The following is a 15806-nucleotide window of genomic DNA, read 5'->3' as shown; positions in this document are numbered from 1 at the left end:
CTATGCTTCCGAGTCGTGCGAATCAGGAAGCAAGATTTATCAGGCCGCGGCCTTGGCTCCAAACCGGATAAGAGCGAACAAGTCCGCTCATAGCTATCGATGCCAGCCTTCGATCTTCAGTCCGCCCAGCCGCTCAGCCTCTTCGCGTGGGACGGAGCGGACAGTCTGGGAAAAGGTCCAGACATGGCCTTCAGGATCGCGCGCCCTGTACTGCCGTTCACCGTAGAACTGGTCGGCAGGCTCCTCGACGATCTCGGCTCCCGCCGCCCTTGCACGATCACAGTGGGCATCTATCCCGTCCTTGAGGCGCGCATGGACCGACTGCGTGTTCTTGCCTGCAACTGAAGCCGGGCTGGCTATATGGTCGGCCCATTCGGAATCGATGATGATATAGCCGTCGCCGAACCGCATCTCGGAATGGACGAGCCTGCCATCGGTATCGCTGACCACCATGCTCGGCTCGAAGCCGAAAGCCTTTTCAAGCCATGTCAATGCGGCCCGCGGATCCTGGTAGAAGACGCCGGAGCCCAGTGTCGAGTGCTTGAACGGGTCCTCAATCGGCATCGGGCGAGCCGCGTCCTTCAAGCCTGCTCGGTGCGGGCGGCGCGGCGGCGGCGCTCGCCCTTCAGGGTTTCGACTATGCGCACGCGCTTGACGCGGCGTGGGTCGGCGTCGAGCACATGGAACTCGAAGCCGGGTATGGCCTGCACCACTTCGCCGCGCGCCGGCACCCGGCCAAGCGTGTTGAAGATCATGCCGCCGATCGTGTCGACATATTCGCCGTGCTCGCCGGCGGCGAAATCCTCGCCGATCATCTTGGCGACATCGTCGATCTCGGCCTTGCCGTCGACGATGAAGACGCCTTCGCCGGCCTGGGTGATCATCGGCTCGTCGTCGTCGTGCTCGTCCTCGATGTCGCCGACCACCATCTCGACGATATCCTCGAGCGAGACGAGGCCGTCGGTGCCGCCATATTCGTCGATGACCAGCGCCATCTGGGTGCGCGTCGTCTGCATCCGCCCCATCAGGTCGGAGGCGAGCATCGACGGCGGCACGAACAGCACCGGTCGGATCAGGTTGAGATCGCCGATGGTGCGCGCCAGATCGACCTGGGCGAGATCGAGAACCGTTGCGACCGCGGTTTTCCTGGTCGTCCTGCCCTTTCGGACGCGGGCGACCTTGGTGATGTGCGCCAGCACGTCGCGGATATGGACCATGCCGCGCGGGTCGTCGAGCGTCTCCGAATAGACCGGCATGCGGGAATGGCCGGACTGTTCGAAGAGCCCCAGAAGATCACCCAGCTTCGTGGTGATCTCGACCGCCTCGATGTCGGCGCGCGGCACCATGACGTCCTCGACGCGCACTTCGCGCAGACGCAGGATATTGTTGAGCATGGCGCGTTCGCCGGGCGAGAAGGATTCCGCATCGCTCGCCGTTTCGGCAAGCGCACCGGCAATCTCCTCGCGCAGGCTGGTGCCGTTGCGGTGCCTGAAAAGCCCGAGCACGCGATCGAACAGGGAAGGACCGGCAGGCGATGCCTCGCTGGCGAAGCTGCCGGTCGTGGTACTCGGACTCGAGCCCTCTTCCGTCGTTTCGGAAGGCTTGATCGCACTGCCGGCATCGGGGCGGGCGGCAGTCTCTGGTTTGTCGTTCATCATCGTCCGGTCAATTGATCTTTTGTAATTACGTGTAGGGATCGGGAATGGCAAGCCTCGCAAGTGCTGCGCGCTCTGTCGCTTCCATCAGTTCCGCTTCGGCGTCGGTTTCGTGATCGTAGCCCAGCAAATGCAGCAGGCCATGGATAACGAGATGGGAGATATGGTCCTCGACCGGCTTGTCTTCCAGTGCCGCCTCGCGCGCGACCGTCTCGGCGGCCAGCACGATGTCGCCGAGCATCGGCGGCAGCGGCCCGCCCCGGGCAAACGGAAAAGCCGGAAAAGACAGGACGTTGGTCGGCTTGTCCTTGCCGCGCCAGCCGGCATTGAGCGTGCGGATATGGGCATCGTCGGAAAAGAGGATGCTGAGCTCGGAACGCCCGTCCGCACCGGTTTCGGCAAAGGCGGCCGAGACGGCATGGTCGACCAGCCGCGTCAGCGTCGTCTCGGCGGGCCAATCTCCGGCCTCGATCGCGATATCGATCTCGACGGGAAGCGGCCCCCCCGCCTTTTGCTCCTCAGCCATGCGGCCGCATAATCATATCAGCCTTCGACACCCAAGCCCCTGGCCAGCTTGCCGTCGCGGTCGTAGGCCTTGACGATCTCGGCGACCAGCGGATGCCTGACGACGTCGCCTTCGTTGAAGCGGACCGTCACCATGCCGGTGACGCCGTCGAGGATTCTCAGCGCCTCGACCAGGCCGGACTTGGTGTTTGGCGGCAGATCGATCTGGGTCGGATCGCCGGTGACGATCATGCGCGAGTTCTCGCCGAGCCGGGTCAGGAACATCTTCATCTGCATGGGCGTGGTGTTCTGCGCCTCGTCGAGGATGACGGCAGCGTGCGCCAGCGTACGGCCGCGCATGAACGCCAGCGGCGCGATCTCGATGACCTCGGCGGCAATCGCCCGCTCGACCTTGTCGGCCGGCATCATGTCGTAGAGCGCGTCATAGAGCGGCCGCAGATAAGGATCGACCTTCTCCTTCATGTCACCCGGCAGAAAGCCAAGCCGTTCGCCGGCCTCGACCGCGGGGCGCGACAGCACGATGCGTTCGACCATGCCGCGTTCGAGCAGCATTGCCGCATGTGCCACCGCCAGATAGGTCTTTCCGGTGCCGGCCGGGCCGATGCCGAAGACGAGTTCCGACCGCTCCAGCGCGCGCATATAGGCGTCCTGGTTCAGCGAGCGGGCATAGATCGTCTTCTTGCGCGTCGATATCTGGGCGGCAGACACCTTGCCCTTGCGCTCCAGTGTCGGCAGCGTCAGTTGGTCGTCGGCGGCGATCGCCATGCGCACAGCGCCGTCGACATCGGACTGGCCGATATCGGTGCCTTTCTGCAGAATTCCGTAAAGATTGTCCAAGGCGCGGCGTGCCTGCTCGGCCGCCGAGGAAGAGCCTTTGATGGTCAATTGATTGCCGCGCGAGCGGATGTCGACGCCGAGCTTCTGCTCGAGTCTGGCCAGATTCTCGTCGAATTGGCCGTAAAGGGCGCTGGCAAGCTTGTTGTTGTCGAAAGTCAGTACGATGTGCGCCATATCCGAGGCCCCCGAGGGTAGGTTCTGGGGCAGGTTCTTCACTTCAGCAGCGCTCAACCGTCTCTCCTCATCTGCCGAGACCTTCAGGCCAATTCGGCGAACAGGCTGTTGTAGCCCGTCTTCGTGATTCGTACCTGGATAATGTCACCGATTTCGCCGGCCATTTCATCAACAATAACCGGCTGCAGCCAGGGCGAGCGGCCAACCTTCTGACCGGCCTGGCGGCCCGGCTTTTCGATCAGCGTGTCGATGGTCCTGCCGATCAGGCTTGCGCCGAAATCCTGCTGCTGTTTCAGCAGTAGCGCCTGCAGCCGCTGCAGGCGCTCGTCCTTGACGGCCTCCGGCACGTGATCACTCATCTCGGCGCCCGGCGTGCCGGGGCGCAGCGAATATTTGAACGAAAAGGCCGAGGCATAGTTGACGTCTTGGACCAACTGCATGGTCGCCTCGAAATCGGCTTCCGTCTCGCCGGGAAAGCCGACGATAAAATCGCCCGACAGCGCAATGTCGTTCCGTGCGGCACGGATGCGGTCGATCAACGTCAGATAGTCCTTGGCCATATGTCTGCGGTTCATCGCCTTGAGTATGCGGTCGGAGCCGGATTGCACCGGTAAATGTAGATAGGGCATCAGCGTAGGCAAATCACGATGGGCGGCGATCAATTCATCGTCCATGTCGCGCGGATGACTGGTTGTGTAACGCAGACGCGCCAGGCCCGGAATCTCGGCCAGCCTGAACAGCAGCCGGCCAAGGCCCCATTCTGCGCCGTTTTCACCTCTTCCATGCCAGGCATTGACGTTCTGGCCGAGCAGCGTCACCTCGCGCACGCCGGCATCCGCCAGGCGCTCGGCCTCGGCGACGATCTGTGCCACCGGCCGCGAGACTTCCGAGCCGCGTGTGTAGGGCACGACACAGAAGGTGCAGAACTTGTCGCAGCCTTCCTGAACGGTCAAGAACGCCGTCACGCCGCGCCTGATCAGTTCGGCGCGCTTCGGCTGCGGCAGATGCTCGAACTTGTCCTCGACGGCATAGTCGGTCTCGACGATCTTTTCGCCGCTCCGCGCCCTCGCCAGCACACCGGGCAGCCGGTGGTAGGTCTGCGGGCCGATGACCAGATCGACGGCCGGCGAGCGGCGGATGATCTCGGCACCCTCGGCCTGTGCCACGCAGCCGGCGACGCCGACCAGCATTTCGCGCCCGGCCTTAGCACGTTCCGCCTTCAACTCACGGATGCGCCCAAGTTCCGAATAGACTTTTTCCGCCGCTTTCTCGCGGATGTGGCAGGTGTTGAGCAGCACCAGATCGGCCTCGCCGATAACGTCTGTCGCGGCATAGCCGTCGGCCGCCAGCGCATCGGTCATGCGCTGCGAATCGTAGACGTTCATCTGGCAGCCATAGGTCTTGACGAAGACCTTTCTGGTCGCGGCAGGCAGAACGACTAGGTTTTCGGCGGCAGCGCCGATGTCGTCGCGTTCTATCGTGTTCAATTCCATTTCGCGGCTTCTAGCGCCTTTCCCTGACAAAAAACAGACGAATCTGGCCGGAACCTGCGCGGCTTACCGGCTTGGGCGCGGTTCGGCGAGAGCCGCCTGTACCATCTCGCGCACCTGGCGTTCCATCTGCTTTGCCGTTTCCTTGCGGCTGGAGCCCTTGGAGAAAGCAATCGCCTCGCCAAAATGCACCTCGACGTCGAGGGCGCCCTCGGCCATCAGCACCTTCAGATGCGGCATCAGCTCTTCATCGCCGATCCAGGCGGCAACCGGCCGATGCCGGCGGCCGAGCGGCACGCCATGCAGGCGCGTATAGACGATCGCCACCGGCTGGATGAAGACCTGTTCGGCCGCCCCTTCCGCAATCGCCATTGTAGCGGCGCCGAACAGCGTACTCTTGAACGGCAGGATCATGTTGCCGTCGCCGGTCGAGCCTTCGGCAAACAGCACCATGGCGTCGCCCTTGGCCATGCGGCCGGCGATCTCGCTCGCCTGGTCGCCCGACGAACGTTTGCGCTCACGTTCGATGAAGACAGTGCGCTGCAGCTTCGACAGCATGCCGATCAACGGCCAGCCGGCCATGTCGGCCCTGGCGATGAACGTCACGTCGACCATCGACCCCAGTACCATGATGTCGGTCCAGGAGATGTGGTTGGCGGCAATCAGCAATGGGCGCTGGCCGGACAGCGCCCCCTTGACATGGATGCGCAGCCCCAGCGCCCTGACGATCATCCTGTGCCAGATCTTCAGGATGAAGGTCTCGCGCCAGAGCCCGGTCCTCATCGACAGGACCTGCAGCGGCACAAGCACCAATGAGCCGACGACAACCAGCCCCAGCGCCAGGAAAATCCTGATTTTTCCGATCATCCGCACCACCCCGGCGTTTGGCTAGCGAAGATCGCGGCGCATGACAAGCGCGCCGGTCGGGCCGTGTTCCGGCGATTTGTAATAGTTGGCGCGCTTGCCGACCTCGCGGAAGCCAAGCCGCCGATAGAGCGCGATCGCAGCGACGTTGGTCTCGTCGACCTCGAGGAAAAGTGCCTCGGCGCGCTGTGCGTGCAATTCGCGCAGCACCGCATCCATCAATTGCCAGCCGAGCCCCCGGCGCCGATGCGAGCGTGCCACCGCGACCGTCAGGACCTCCCCCTCGCCGGCCGCCAGCCGCGCCAGCACGAAGCCGACCGGCGGCTTGGCGCCCTGTCCGGTCTCGCGCGCGGCATAGCCGAACACGGTGTCCTGCTCGAGCAGTGCGGCGAATTCGTCGTCGGTCCACGGCCGCGCGAAATCCTCGCGATGCAGCACCGACATGGCCGCGCTGTCGGCAATTGTCAGCGGCTCGAGCGCATAGTTCCTGCGGCGCGGCTGGAGGAACGGAATGCGCATCAGTTTTTTTGCCTCGACAAAACAAAGCCGGCCTGCGGCTTGGCGTCGGCGCCGCGCAGATAGAGCGGTTTCGGCTTTTCGCCCTCGCCCTTGGCTGCGGCCCGATGGGCATAGACGGCGATGTCGGCGGTGGCCGCCGTCCCGCCGAGATCGAAGCTGCGCCCGGCCGCCGCGGCAATTTGGGTTGCCGCCGTGCCCGCCAGAACCGGAGAGATGTCGGTCGCCATGGCTGCGGCTTGCGAGAGCGTGGTCACAGCCGGACCATAGATCAGAACCGACCTCTCATCGTAAAGCGCCGCATGGATCTCCTCGCGGCCTGCATCGAGCGCGGCGAGCACGGCGCGGCGGGGAAATATCGCTGCGGCCTCTGCGGCCAACGCCTCCAGAGTCGTCACGCCGATCGCGGGGATTTTCAGCGCCAGCGCAAGGCCGCGCGCCGCCGAGACGCCGACGCGCAGACCGGTGAAGGAGCCCGGACCGGTCGCAACGGCAATGGCGCCGAGGCCGGTAAAGTCCGTTCCGGCCGCCTTCAACGCCCCCTCGATGACACCCATCAGATGCTCGGCATGACCCTTGCCGAGATCGAGCACCGAACGGCCGAGTTCTTTCCCGGCCGCCGCGTCGTAGACGCAGGCGGCGCAGAGATTGGCGGCACAGTCGATGGCAAGCAACTTCATGAAGCGCCCGGTTGAGACAGTTTCGAAAGCAGCCTCCCTCTGCCCGCCAGGGCTGATCCCCGCAAGGGGAATATCCACAAATCTTCAGGCGACTTGCTTGGAGTGTGGGTCCAAGAAGGTAAGTTTCGACGAACGCAACTGCCACAAACCGTTGCCAGGATTAGCCGATCTGCTCGATACGCAGCACGTGATTGTCCCAGACATAGTCCGGCTCGGAACGGATCGTGCCACCGCCCTCGACAATTTCGCCGGCGCCCGTCGTCGCCATGAAGCTTTTCCCATCGGGCGCCACGCCACAGACCTCGACCAGCGCCTTGGTAGCGACGATGCGGCTGCTGGCGGTGTCGATCACGGCAAGCGAATTCCCCTCAGGCGAAGACACGGCGATGGTGCCGGCGGCAGGGTTGGCGGCGACCGAGCCGATATAGTTCCTGAAGCCGGAGAGCACGTCTTGCGACATGTCGAGCAATTGCAAGTCCTTGCCGCGCGGCGCGCGGCCGACCAGCGGGGGACGATCGGTACCCGGCCCCCTGTATTGACAGCCGAACCAGACGGTGCCGGACCGGTCGGCATCCATATGGCGGATCGACAGTTGGTGCAGCGCCGGCGGCAATTCGTGCTTTTCGGTGAGATCGCCGGTAAGGCGGTCGACCAGAACATAGGACGGCTTCATCGTTGCGATATTGAGCTCTGCGCGGCCATAGTCCGGATGCGTCTCGATGCCGCCATTAGCTACAGCAATCGTCCTGCCATTGGAAAGCAGCAAAAGCTCGTGTGGGCCCATGCCGTAGGTCGGGAACTCGCCGATGCGCTTGAATTTCGCATGCGCGTCATAGACGCCGACCACGCCGGCGGCATTGTCGAAATCGTTCTCGGTGGCGTAGAGCAGCGTGCCGTCGGCCGAGAACACGCCATGGCCGAAGAAATGTCGGCCGGCAACGCTGGCAATGGTCTGCGGTTCATCGCGGCCGGTATGGTCGAAGACGACAGCAAAGGTGCCCGGCTGCCTGGCAAACACCACCGACCGCTTCGACACCGGGTCGAAAGTAACGTCGTGGCCCCGATCGGGCAGATCGATCGTGTGCAACAACTTGCCGGCCTCGGACAGGACGGCCGCGCCATAGCTGCCGTCGCGCTTGACGAAAGCGGTGGCGAAGACCGCGTCGGCGTCGAGTGTCTTTGCCCAGGCCGACGGCGCCATCGCCGCTACGAAACCAGCGCCTGCGGCCCTCAGGAAATCGCGCCGATCGATCAGCGGCGTCCTCATGATCAGTCGCCGTCCAGTGACGAGAACCCGGCGGTCAGGCCAAATTCGGCGGTCAGCCTAGTTCCGATCAGGGTCGTCAGGCTGGATGTCACCAGCGAGAAATAATCGAGCTTGCGGCGCAGCGCCGGATCGGCAAGTGCCTTGTCGATCGGACCCCTGATCGCCTTGGCCGCCTCGATCCCGTTGGTGAGCTGGATGTGAACCGATTCCGCCATCCAGCGCGCATCGGGCGGCAGCGCGTCGCCAAGCTGCGAGGCCTGGAACAGCGCGTCCATGCCCGCCAGGTTCCCGGTCAGCGAGCGGGCGGTGTTTTGCGAGCGCCAATAGATCGCCTGTTTCGGTTTGTCGGCCTCCGGCTTGGCGCCCAGGAAGCCTTTCAGGCGCACGTCGCGCACCATTTTCAGCTCGTTGATGAAGACGCCGACCAGTTCGGTCACCGCTTCGGTGCCGCCGTGATAGAGCGCGTTCTGCGGACCCGGATTGGCCCAGAGCGCGGCAAAACCGTCGGGCTTGGTCCAGGCATCGCTGACCTCGCCGGCGATTGCCTCGATATTGCCGGCAATGGCCGCACCGTAGGCGCAGCGATAGGCGGCGTCCCTGCCGGCCAATTGATCGGCGCCGTCACCATGGAGCACGAATTCCAGTGCGCCGAGCCCTTGCATGGCGACGCTCTTTGTCGCCAGCTGGGCCGGATCGGCGGCTGTCGGATCCTTGCCGGCAAGTGCTGCCTGCACCTGCTTCAGGCCGATGCTCTTGCGGTCCGGCCAAAACAGCATGCGCTCAAGCCGGTTGTTTTCGGAGATCGGCCCGAAACGGATGATTTCCACCACCGACCAGGCATCCACGACACCCGAGAATTCGGCGCGTGCCGCATCGAGATTGTCTTGCGAGGGCGCCTGGCAAAGCGCGTGCATGATCTTCGCCAAGCTGTCCGCATGGTCATGCAGCCTGGCATAGGCCGGGCGGACGAAGCCGTCGGTCGCCCGCTGGATCACATCCGAAGCCTTCACCGCCGCGGATGCTGGCAGCGCACCGTTGAGGACCAGCAGAGCGAGCGCAAGCGCAAGACGCTTCGGCATCAGAGCGACTCCAGAAATTTGATCAGCGCATCGCGATCGGCCGCATCGGCGGCGGCAAAGCGGTCACGCGCCTTCTGGCCCTCGCCGCCATGCCACAGGATCGCCTCGGCCAGGCTGCGTGCGCGCCCGTCATGCAGGAAGAAGGTGTTGCCGCTGACGGTCTGGGTGAGCCCGATGCCCCACAGCGGCGGCGTGCGCCATTCGCTTCCCGTGGCCTCGCCCACCGCCTGCCCGTCGGCAAGGCCTGGTCCCATGTCGTGCAGCAGGAAATCGGAATACGGCCAGATCAGCTGGAAGGCCTGCGCCTTATTCGGGGTGCCGCGACGGGTGACGAATTTCGGCGTATGGCAGGAGATGCAGCCCATATCGTAGAACAGTTTTTTGCCGGCGAGCACGTCCGGTCTGTCGAGACCGCGCCGGGCCGGCACGGCAAGGTTTTGCGAATAGAAGGTAACGAGGTCCATGATCGGCGGCGGCGCTTCGACCGGACCGAGGCGCTCCTGCACGCCGTTAGGCAGGGCAAGGCAGGTCTTTTCTCCGGAGGTGCAATCGCCCCAGTGCTTCGGCACCTCGGGCGTCGAAATGCCGATATCACCGGCAAAAGCGTCCGCCGATTGCTGGCGGATCGATGCCGCCTGCGCCTTCCAGCCGAAACGGCCGAGCGTCAGTTCACCGCTGCTGCCGTCACGTATTATGTTGGGCCTGCCGGAAATCCCGTCACCATCGCGGTCGGCCGCATCGGCACGCGCAAGGATGTCGGCAGGAGCGATCTGCTCGACCAGGCCGAGGCCGATCATCGGCGGCGTCATGCGCGGCGACAGCGTGGTGTGCGGGTCGAGCGGCCCGTAGGCGAGGCCCTCGACCGAATAGCTCGGCTTGCGCAGCGACACCGTGCTGCCATCCGCCAATTTCACCTTCTCGTCCTGATAGTCGACATGCATCCTGCCCTCGCCCTGCAGGCCGGGTACCGCCAATTCCTGCAATTGCGTGCCATAGACCGGGTCGGGGAAGTTGAGCACCTTGTGATCGGCGAGCGCGGCTTCCTCCTCCTCGGTACTGGCTTGCCTTGCCAGGCGCAGGAACATCGAGGTGGTGCCGCTGTCGCCTTGGGGCGGATGGCCGCGGCCGTCCTTCAGATGACAGTTCTGGCAGGCGCGCTCATTGAACAGCGGACCGAGCCCATCCGAGGCCTGTGTCGAGGATGGCGAGGACACCCAGTTCTTGCGGAAGATGGCGTTGCCGAGCTTGAAGGTGCCCTCTTCCTCGAAGCTGATGTTGGCAGAGGATTGCGAGAAGGCGTCCTTGTTGACGTCCTTCTTCGAGGTGCCGGCGCCGCCCTGCATTAGCTCGAATTGCTCGGGCTTGGAGAAATCGCTGGTCGGCCTGGTAATGGCGATGACGCGCGCCAGATCCTTCGGCGTCAGATCGGTGCGGCTGGTAGCAAGCCCCGCCGGTTGCGGCGCTCCGGCCAGCGCCGAGGCTGTGAGCGTCGCCACCACGGCAAGAAAAGCGCCGCGAACCATTCCGTATCGCGGTTTCTTCTGAGGCGGCAGGCCGCAATGCTCGGCCGGCCGCAAGCGGCGCATGAAATCTAGGGGGCGCCGCATTCCTGCATGTCCTTATTCCGCCTCGTCGGCCGATGCCGCGTTGAGCTGGCCGTATTTTTCCTCCCCGATCGAGGCCAGCAGATCGAGTTGCGTCTCGAGGAAGTCGATGTGACCTTCCTCGTCAGTCAGCAATTCCTCGAACAGCTTCATCGTCACGTAGTCGCCTGCCTCGTTGCAGATCTCGCGCGACCGCTTGTAGGCGGTGCGCGCGTCATATTCGCCGGCAAGATCGGATTCGAGCACTTCCTTGACATTCTGCCCGATGCGCAGCGGCGCCACGGACTGCAGGTTCGGATGGCCCTCGAGGAAAATGATGCGCGCCACGAGCCGGTCGGCATGGTGCATTTCCTCGATCGATTCGGCGCGTTCCTTCTTCGCCAGCTTGGCGTATCCCCAGTCTTCCAGCAGCCGGAAATGCACCCAGTACTGATTGACCGCTCCAAGTTCCAGAAACAGAGCCTCGTTAAGCCGCTCTATGATCTGCTGTTCGCCTTTCATGGGTTCTGCTCCCGTATTGGACGCGCAGGCCTCTGACGCGATCCAGGTGTGAAACAATGTCCACGCCGCTCGCCGCCGAGCGGGTGTGGTAATTTTCGGTGACCCGAATGATCGTTTCGACCACATTTGGGAAGCAGCCGCAACAGCGACCGCGCTTGTGCATGGCATGATAGACCTTCGCCGGCACGATAAGCTGCCAAGGGTCCTCATCCAGCAGTCCGACGATCGTCTGCTCTATCTCCTTTTCGGTGATGATGTTGCAATGGCAGATCAGCATTTGGCGCTCTGGCTGACGGCGCTCATTGCGCCGCGTGGCTGGTGGTTTCGATAGTTTACTGGAACACCTTGTCCGGTGAATCGAGGCTGTCCGATCCCTCGAAGGCCATGGCATTGAGCTTCAGGGTACCGACGGCGCGTTCGATCGACTTGGTCTGATCGACCAGCGCGTCGATCGCCGCCTGCACGGTGGCATTGCCTTCCGTGTTGCCCTCTCCGATCTGCTGGTCATAGGCCTCGCCGGCAAGCGCCCGCGCCTTGATGGCCTCCATCTTGGCGACGGTGACATCCAGTTTGTCCGATAATTCCTTGTCGATCGCCGGATCGGCCGCCTTGACCATGTCGGCCACCGACGGGCCCTCGACGACAGTGCCGTCAAGCCGCGTGTAGCTGCCGCGATAGGCGGCGCGGATGCCGACGGCGTCATTGAGATGGGAGTTGTAGGTGTTGTCGGAGAAACAATCGTGCTCCTCTTCCGGATCGTGCAGCAAGAGGCCGAGCTTCATCCGCTCGCCGGCGAGCTCGCCATAGGACAGCGAGCCCATGCCGGTGAAGATGGTCGAAATGGCGGCGTTCTGCTCGCCATCGACAAGGTTCTTGCGGGCGGCGCCGCCTTCTTTCCAGTCGTTGACCATGTCCTTGAGATCGGAAACCAGAAGGTCGCTCGCCGATTTCAGGTACTGCGAGCGGCGGTCGCAATTGCCGCCGGTGCAATTGGTGAGGTCGTAATCGGTGTAGGGCCGCTCGCCGGCGCCCGGACCGGTGCCGTGCAGGTCTTGCCCCCACAGCAGGAATTCGATGGCGTGATAGCCGGTCGCCACATTGGCCTCGATGCCGCCGGCCTCCTGCAGGGTGCCGGAGAGGAACTCCGGCGTCAGATTGGTGGCGTCGACCTTCTTGCCGTTGATCTCGATCGACTTGTTGGCGATCACATTGGCGGTGTAGAGCGCGTTGGCGTCCGATTCGGTGCCGTAGCTCTTGGCGACATAGTCGATCAAGCCTTCGTCGAGCGGCCAGGAGTTCACCTTGCCTTCCCAGTCATCGACGATGGCATTACCGAAGCGATAGACCTCGGTCTGCTGATAGGGAACGCGCGATGCCTTCCACGCCTCGCGGGCGGCATTCAGCGTCTCAGCCGATGGCTTGGCGAGCAGTGCATCGACAGCCTTGTCGAGCGCCTCGGCCGTGATCAGCGAATCCTCGTATTTGGCAAGCGCAATGTCGGAATAGGTCTTGATGACCGCCTTGGTATCGGTTTGCGCCTTGGCCGGCAGCACGAACACCGCCGCCGTAAGCATCGCGGTGGCGCCGATCGCCGCAAGCCTGCCGCCATACCGCGCCGTGATCATCGTTCTCATGACTGTCTCTCCTCGGGAATCAATGAAATGCCGGCGCCGCGGCGGGCAGTTGCCAGCGGGCAAAGAAGGGTCGCGCCATCGCGCGGTTCGCGGAAGAAAGACACCGAAATGCCTCCAATCGAAAGGGTTCAAGGCCCAGACATCAAAGGGATGCGCTGACGCGCGAGCTTCCATAAAACGGCGAAGACGCCGGATGTCAACCGGTGGGCGTAGAAAAAATTCAATTGAAACAACAGTTTAGAATTATTCTAAACTAGAACTGTCAACTTTAACGCCGATCTATCCGGAATGCCGGCGCATGAAGCGATTGACAGGTGGCCGTTCCGGGTGCGACCCGGATCGGCGCTCTTGCGGCGGCGCCGGACAATCGCCACCTGGCGGGAAGTCCTAGATTTGGAGGAGGAATCGGGCTGTTATGAAGAACGGGGTTGCCATTGTCGGTGCGGGTCATGCGGGCGTGCAAGCGGCCGCCAGCCTGCGCGAAGAAGGCTATGACGGTCCGGTGATCCTGATCGGCGACGAAAACGAATTGCCCTACCACAAGCCGCCGCTGTCGAAGACCTTCATCAAGGATCAGCAAGCAAAGTCGCAGCCGCTGCGCGGCGAGGCTTTTTATACCGGCAGCGCCATCGACTTCCGGCCAGGCATCCGGATCGAGCGCATCGATGCAGGCGGCCGCAGGCTGGAGATATCGGGCGGCGGCGTGCTGCCGTTCGACCGGCTGGTCCTCGCCACCGGCGCGCGGCCGCGCCTGCTGCCGCTGCCGGGTTCGGAGCTTTCCGACGTTGTGTCGCTGCGCTCGCTCGGCGATGCCCGCCTGATCCGCCAATTGAGCGTGCAAAGCGAGGAGGTCGTCATCCTCGGCGGCGGCTTCATCGGCCTGGAGATTGCCGCAACGCTCACCGCCGCAGGCCGCAAGGTCACCGTGGTCGAGGCGGTCGACCGGCTGCTCGGCCGCGCCGTGGCGCCGGTCATCGCCAGCCATGTGCGCCAGCGGCTGGAAGCGACCGGTGTGCGCATCCTTACCGGCACCACCATCGAACGGCTGGAGGGCGAGAACGGCCGTGTTTCGGCTGCAATCACCTCATCCGGCGAGAGATTGCCGGCACAGATGGTCGTCATCGGCATTGGCGTCGTGCCGAATGTCGAATTGGCCGAAGCCGCCGGTATTGCCATCGCCAACGGCATCCGCGTCGACCAGCAGATGCGCACGTCGGTGCCGGAAATCCTCGCCATCGGCGACGCCGCCTCCTACCGGCACTGGTTCACCGGCGGCGATGTGCGGCTGGAATCGGTGCAGAACGCCACAGACCAGGCGCGGCTCGCCGCGCGCACCATCATCGGCCATGCCGACAATTACTCGGCGGTGCCGTGGTTCTGGTCCGATATCGGCGACATGAAGCTGCAGATGGTCGGCCTGATTGCGGGCGGCGACAGCCATGTCGTGCTGGGCGACGTGGCCGAAAACAAATTCTCGATCTACCACTACGCCGCAAGCCGGCTGCTCGGCATCGAATCGGTCAACCGGCCCGGCGACCATATGCTTGGCCGCAAGATGCTCGGCGCCGGCTTTTCGCCGTCGCCGCAGATTGTCGCGACCGGGCCCGACGGGCTGAAGGCGGCGCTCGCCGCCTTCCAGCAGGCAGAGCCTGCAAGAGCGGCCGGATAGCTCAGGCGGCGCGAACTTCGCGGATCGAGCTTTCGAGGATGTCGAGCGCTTCGTTCATGACGGCGTCCTGGATGGTGATCGGCGCGAGGAAGCGGATGACGTTGCCGTAGACGCCGCAGGTCAGCAGGATCAGGCCCTTGTCGAGCGCCTTCAGCCGCACCGCATTGGCGAGTTCCGACGACGGCAGCCCCTTCGTCACATCGTTGAACTCGACCGCGTTCATGAAGCCAGGTCCTCGGATATCGACAATCTCAGGCGCTTCGTCGCGGATCGATTGCAGGCGCTGCTTCAGACGGTTGCCTAGCGTGTTGGCGCGGTCGCAGAGCTTCTCCTCATCGATGACGTCGAGCACGGCATGCGCCGCGGCGACGCCGATCGGGCTGCCGCCATAGGTGCCGCCGAGCCCGCCGGGGCTCGGCGCATCCATGATCTCGGCACGCCCGGTGACGGCCGCCAGCGGGAAGCCGCCGGCCAGGCTCTTGGCCATGGTGGTGATGTCGGCCGCCACCTCGTGGTGGTCCATGGCAAACATCTTGCCGGTGCGGGCAAAGCCGGTCTGCACTTCGTCGGCGATCAGCAGCATGCCGTGCTGGTCGCAGATCTTGCGCAATGCGGTCATGAAGTCGCGCGGCGCCTCGTAGAAGCCACCCTCGCCCTGCACCGGCTCGACGATGATCGCGGCGACGCGGGCCGGGTCGACATCGGCCTTGAACAGCCGGTCGAGCGCGGCCAGCGAATCGGCGACCGAGACGCCGTGCAGCGCCACCGGGAACGGCGCATGGAAGACATCCGCCGGCATGGCGCCGAAGCCGACCTTGTAAGGCACGACCTTGCCGGTCAGCGCCATGCCCATGAAGGTGCGGCCGTGAAAGCCGCCGGAAAAGGCGATGACCGCCGGCCGGCCGGTGGCATTGCGGGCGATCTTGATCGCGTTCTCGACCGCCTCGGCGCCGGTGGTGAGGAAAATCGTCTTCTTGTCGAACTTGCCGGGGAGCATGCCGTTCAGCCGTTCTGCCAGCCTGATATAGCTCTCATAAGGCACGACCTGGTAGCAGGTGTGGGTGAAACGGTCGAGCTGCGCCTTGACCGCTTCGATCACGCTAGGGTGACGGTGGCCGGTGTTGACGACAGCGATGCCGGACGAGAAATCGATATAGCGGCGGCCTTCGACGTCCCAGATCTCCGAATTTTCGGCGCGATCGGCATAGATCTGAGTGGTCATGCCGACGCCGCGGGAAATCGACTGGTTCTTGCGTTCGGAAATGGCTGAATTTGTCATCGTACCCCTCGCCGGGCCGGCGCCCGCTCTCG

16 protein-coding genes are annotated in these 15806 nt (G+C 63.8%); 1 reads left to right on the top strand and 15 read right to left on the bottom strand.

The features are described from left to right. Window positions 1–93: 93 nt before the first annotated feature. The 14 genes from NKH29_RS17260 to NKH29_RS17195 all read right to left on the bottom strand — a co-directional run bounded on the left by NKH29_RS17260 (window position 94) and on the right by NKH29_RS17195 (window position 12817). On the bottom strand, window positions 94–564 hold the full coding sequence (locus tag NKH29_RS17260) for a VOC family protein (RefSeq protein WP_023719570.1): 471 nt from the start codon (window positions 562–564) through the stop codon (window positions 94–96). 17 nt (window positions 565–581) lie between these two features. Further along, window positions 582–1655: a hemolysin family protein gene (locus NKH29_RS17255; RefSeq protein WP_352483241.1), complete on the bottom strand. Its 1074-nt coding sequence runs from the start codon at window positions 1653–1655 to the stop codon at window positions 582–584. Window positions 1656–1683: 28 nt separating this feature from the next. After that, on the bottom strand, window positions 1684–2181 hold the full coding sequence (gene ybeY, locus NKH29_RS17250; RefSeq protein WP_352483242.1) for an rRNA maturation RNase YbeY: 498 nt from the start codon (window positions 2179–2181) through the stop codon (window positions 1684–1686). Between the two features lie 17 nt (window positions 2182–2198). Next, window positions 2199–3191, bottom strand: a complete 993-nt coding sequence (locus NKH29_RS17245) for a PhoH family protein (protein ID WP_023719573.1) — start codon at window positions 3189–3191, stop codon at window positions 2199–2201. An 83-nt stretch (window positions 3192–3274) separates the two neighbouring features. After that, on the bottom strand, window positions 3275–4684 hold the full coding sequence (gene miaB / locus NKH29_RS17240; RefSeq protein WP_352483244.1) for a tRNA (N6-isopentenyl adenosine(37)-C2)-methylthiotransferase MiaB: 1410 nt from the start codon (window positions 4682–4684) through the stop codon (window positions 3275–3277). A 63-nt stretch (window positions 4685–4747) separates the two neighbouring features. Continuing rightward, complete coding sequence (gene olsA / locus NKH29_RS17235) at window positions 4748–5548, bottom strand: lyso-ornithine lipid O-acyltransferase (protein ID WP_023719575.1); 801 nt, start codon at window positions 5546–5548, stop codon at window positions 4748–4750. A 21-nt stretch (window positions 5549–5569) separates the two neighbouring features. Then, entirely contained in the window at window positions 5570–6064 is a 495-nt protein-coding gene (gene rimI, locus NKH29_RS17230) for a ribosomal protein S18-alanine N-acetyltransferase (RefSeq protein ID WP_352493767.1), read from the bottom strand. Continuing rightward, window positions 6064–6741 (bottom strand): tRNA (adenosine(37)-N6)-threonylcarbamoyltransferase complex dimerization subunit type 1 TsaB, encoded by a 678-nt coding sequence (tsaB, locus tag NKH29_RS17225; protein ID WP_023719577.1) that lies wholly within the window; start codon window positions 6739–6741, stop codon window positions 6064–6066. The genes rimI and tsaB overlap by 1 nt, the downstream gene beginning before the upstream one ends. Before the next feature lie 160 nt (window positions 6742–6901). Next, complete coding sequence (locus NKH29_RS17220; protein ID WP_023719578.1) at window positions 6902–8008, bottom strand: DUF1513 domain-containing protein; 1107 nt, start codon at window positions 8006–8008, stop codon at window positions 6902–6904. A 2-nt stretch (window positions 8009–8010) separates the two neighbouring features. Further along, window positions 8011–9087, bottom strand: a complete 1077-nt coding sequence (locus tag NKH29_RS17215) for an imelysin family protein (protein WP_023719579.1) — start codon at window positions 9085–9087, stop codon at window positions 8011–8013. Next, entirely contained in the window at window positions 9087–10610 is a 1524-nt protein-coding gene (locus NKH29_RS17210; RefSeq protein WP_502897175.1) for a di-heme oxidoreductase family protein, read from the bottom strand. The genes NKH29_RS17215 and NKH29_RS17210 overlap by 1 nt, the downstream gene beginning before the upstream one ends. A 96-nt stretch (window positions 10611–10706) precedes the next feature. Next, window positions 10707–11192 carry a bacterioferritin gene (gene bfr, locus NKH29_RS17205; protein WP_023719581.1) on the bottom strand — a complete coding sequence of 162 codons (486 nt, stop codon included), beginning with the start codon at window positions 11190–11192 and terminating at the stop codon, window positions 10707–10709. Continuing rightward, window positions 11158–11469, bottom strand: a complete 312-nt coding sequence (locus tag NKH29_RS17200) for a (2Fe-2S)-binding protein (protein ID WP_254816251.1) — start codon at window positions 11467–11469, stop codon at window positions 11158–11160. Before NKH29_RS17200 ends, bfr begins: the two co-directional genes overlap by 35 nt. A gap of 55 nt (window positions 11470–11524) precedes the next feature. Then, window positions 11525–12817: an imelysin family protein gene (locus NKH29_RS17195; RefSeq protein WP_502911273.1), complete on the bottom strand. Its 1293-nt coding sequence runs from the start codon at window positions 12815–12817 to the stop codon at window positions 11525–11527. A gap of 424 nt (window positions 12818–13241) precedes the next feature. On the opposite strand from NKH29_RS17195, the gene NKH29_RS17190 reads away from it, so the two are divergent. After that, window positions 13242–14495 (top strand): NAD(P)/FAD-dependent oxidoreductase, encoded by a 1254-nt coding sequence (locus NKH29_RS17190; protein WP_353000186.1) that lies wholly within the window; start codon window positions 13242–13244, stop codon window positions 14493–14495. Window position 14496: 1 nt separating this feature from the next. Here NKH29_RS17190 and NKH29_RS17185 read toward each other — a convergent pair whose 3' ends face one another. Beyond that, window positions 14497–15774: a 4-aminobutyrate--2-oxoglutarate transaminase gene (locus NKH29_RS17185; protein WP_353000184.1), complete on the bottom strand. Its 1278-nt coding sequence runs from the start codon at window positions 15772–15774 to the stop codon at window positions 14497–14499. Window positions 15775–15806 lie beyond the last annotated feature (32 nt).

It is taken from the genome of Mesorhizobium sp. M1295 (genome assembly GCF_040318135.1).
Lineage (GTDB): Bacteria > Pseudomonadota > Alphaproteobacteria > Rhizobiales > Rhizobiaceae > Mesorhizobium.
The sequence above is the reverse complement of the archived record's forward strand: the minus strand, read 5'-3'. Positions and strand labels throughout refer to the sequence as shown.

Excerpts from the sequence above, each read along its gene's own strand:
- NKH29_RS17260 (WP_023719570.1), bottom strand. The coding sequence starts at position 564 with ATGCCGATTGAGGACCCGTTCAAGCACTCGACACTGGGCTCCGGCGTC.
- NKH29_RS17255 (WP_352483241.1), bottom strand. The coding sequence starts at position 1,655 with ATGAACGACAAACCAGAGACTGCCGCCCGCCCCGATGCCGGCAGTGCG.
- ybeY (WP_352483242.1), bottom strand. The coding sequence starts at position 2,181 with ATGGCTGAGGAGCAAAAGGCGGGGGGGCCGCTTCCCGTCGAGATCGAT.
- NKH29_RS17245 (WP_023719573.1), bottom strand. The coding sequence starts at position 3,191 with ATGGCGCACATCGTACTGACTTTCGACAACAACAAGCTTGCCAGCGCC.
- miaB (WP_352483244.1), bottom strand. The coding sequence starts at position 4,684 with ATGGAATTGAACACGATAGAACGCGACGACATCGGCGCTGCCGCCGAA.
- olsA (WP_023719575.1), bottom strand. The coding sequence starts at position 5,548 with ATGATCGGAAAAATCAGGATTTTCCTGGCGCTGGGGCTGGTTGTCGTC.
- rimI (WP_352493767.1), bottom strand. The coding sequence starts at position 6,064 with ATGCGCATTCCGTTCCTCCAGCCGCGCCGCAGGAACTATGCGCTCGAG.
- tsaB (WP_023719577.1), bottom strand. The coding sequence starts at position 6,741 with ATGAAGTTGCTTGCCATCGACTGTGCCGCCAATCTCTGCGCCGCCTGC.
- NKH29_RS17220 (WP_023719578.1), bottom strand. The coding sequence starts at position 8,008 with ATGAGGACGCCGCTGATCGATCGGCGCGATTTCCTGAGGGCCGCAGGC.
- NKH29_RS17215 (WP_023719579.1), bottom strand. The coding sequence starts at position 9,087 with ATGCCGAAGCGTCTTGCGCTTGCGCTCGCTCTGCTGGTCCTCAACGGT.
- NKH29_RS17210 (WP_502897175.1), bottom strand. The coding sequence starts at position 10,610 with ATGGTTCGCGGCGCTTTTCTTGCCGTGGTGGCGACGCTCACAGCCTCG.
- bfr (WP_023719581.1), bottom strand. The coding sequence starts at position 11,192 with ATGAAAGGCGAACAGCAGATCATAGAGCGGCTTAACGAGGCTCTGTTT.
- NKH29_RS17200 (WP_254816251.1), bottom strand. The coding sequence starts at position 11,469 with ATGCTGATCTGCCATTGCAACATCATCACCGAAAAGGAGATAGAGCAG.
- NKH29_RS17195 (WP_502911273.1), bottom strand. The coding sequence starts at position 12,817 with ATGATCACGGCGCGGTATGGCGGCAGGCTTGCGGCGATCGGCGCCACC.
- NKH29_RS17190 (WP_353000186.1), top strand. The coding sequence starts at position 13,242 with ATGAAGAACGGGGTTGCCATTGTCGGTGCGGGTCATGCGGGCGTGCAA.
- NKH29_RS17185 (WP_353000184.1), bottom strand. The coding sequence starts at position 15,774 with ATGACAAATTCAGCCATTTCCGAACGCAAGAACCAGTCGATTTCCCGC.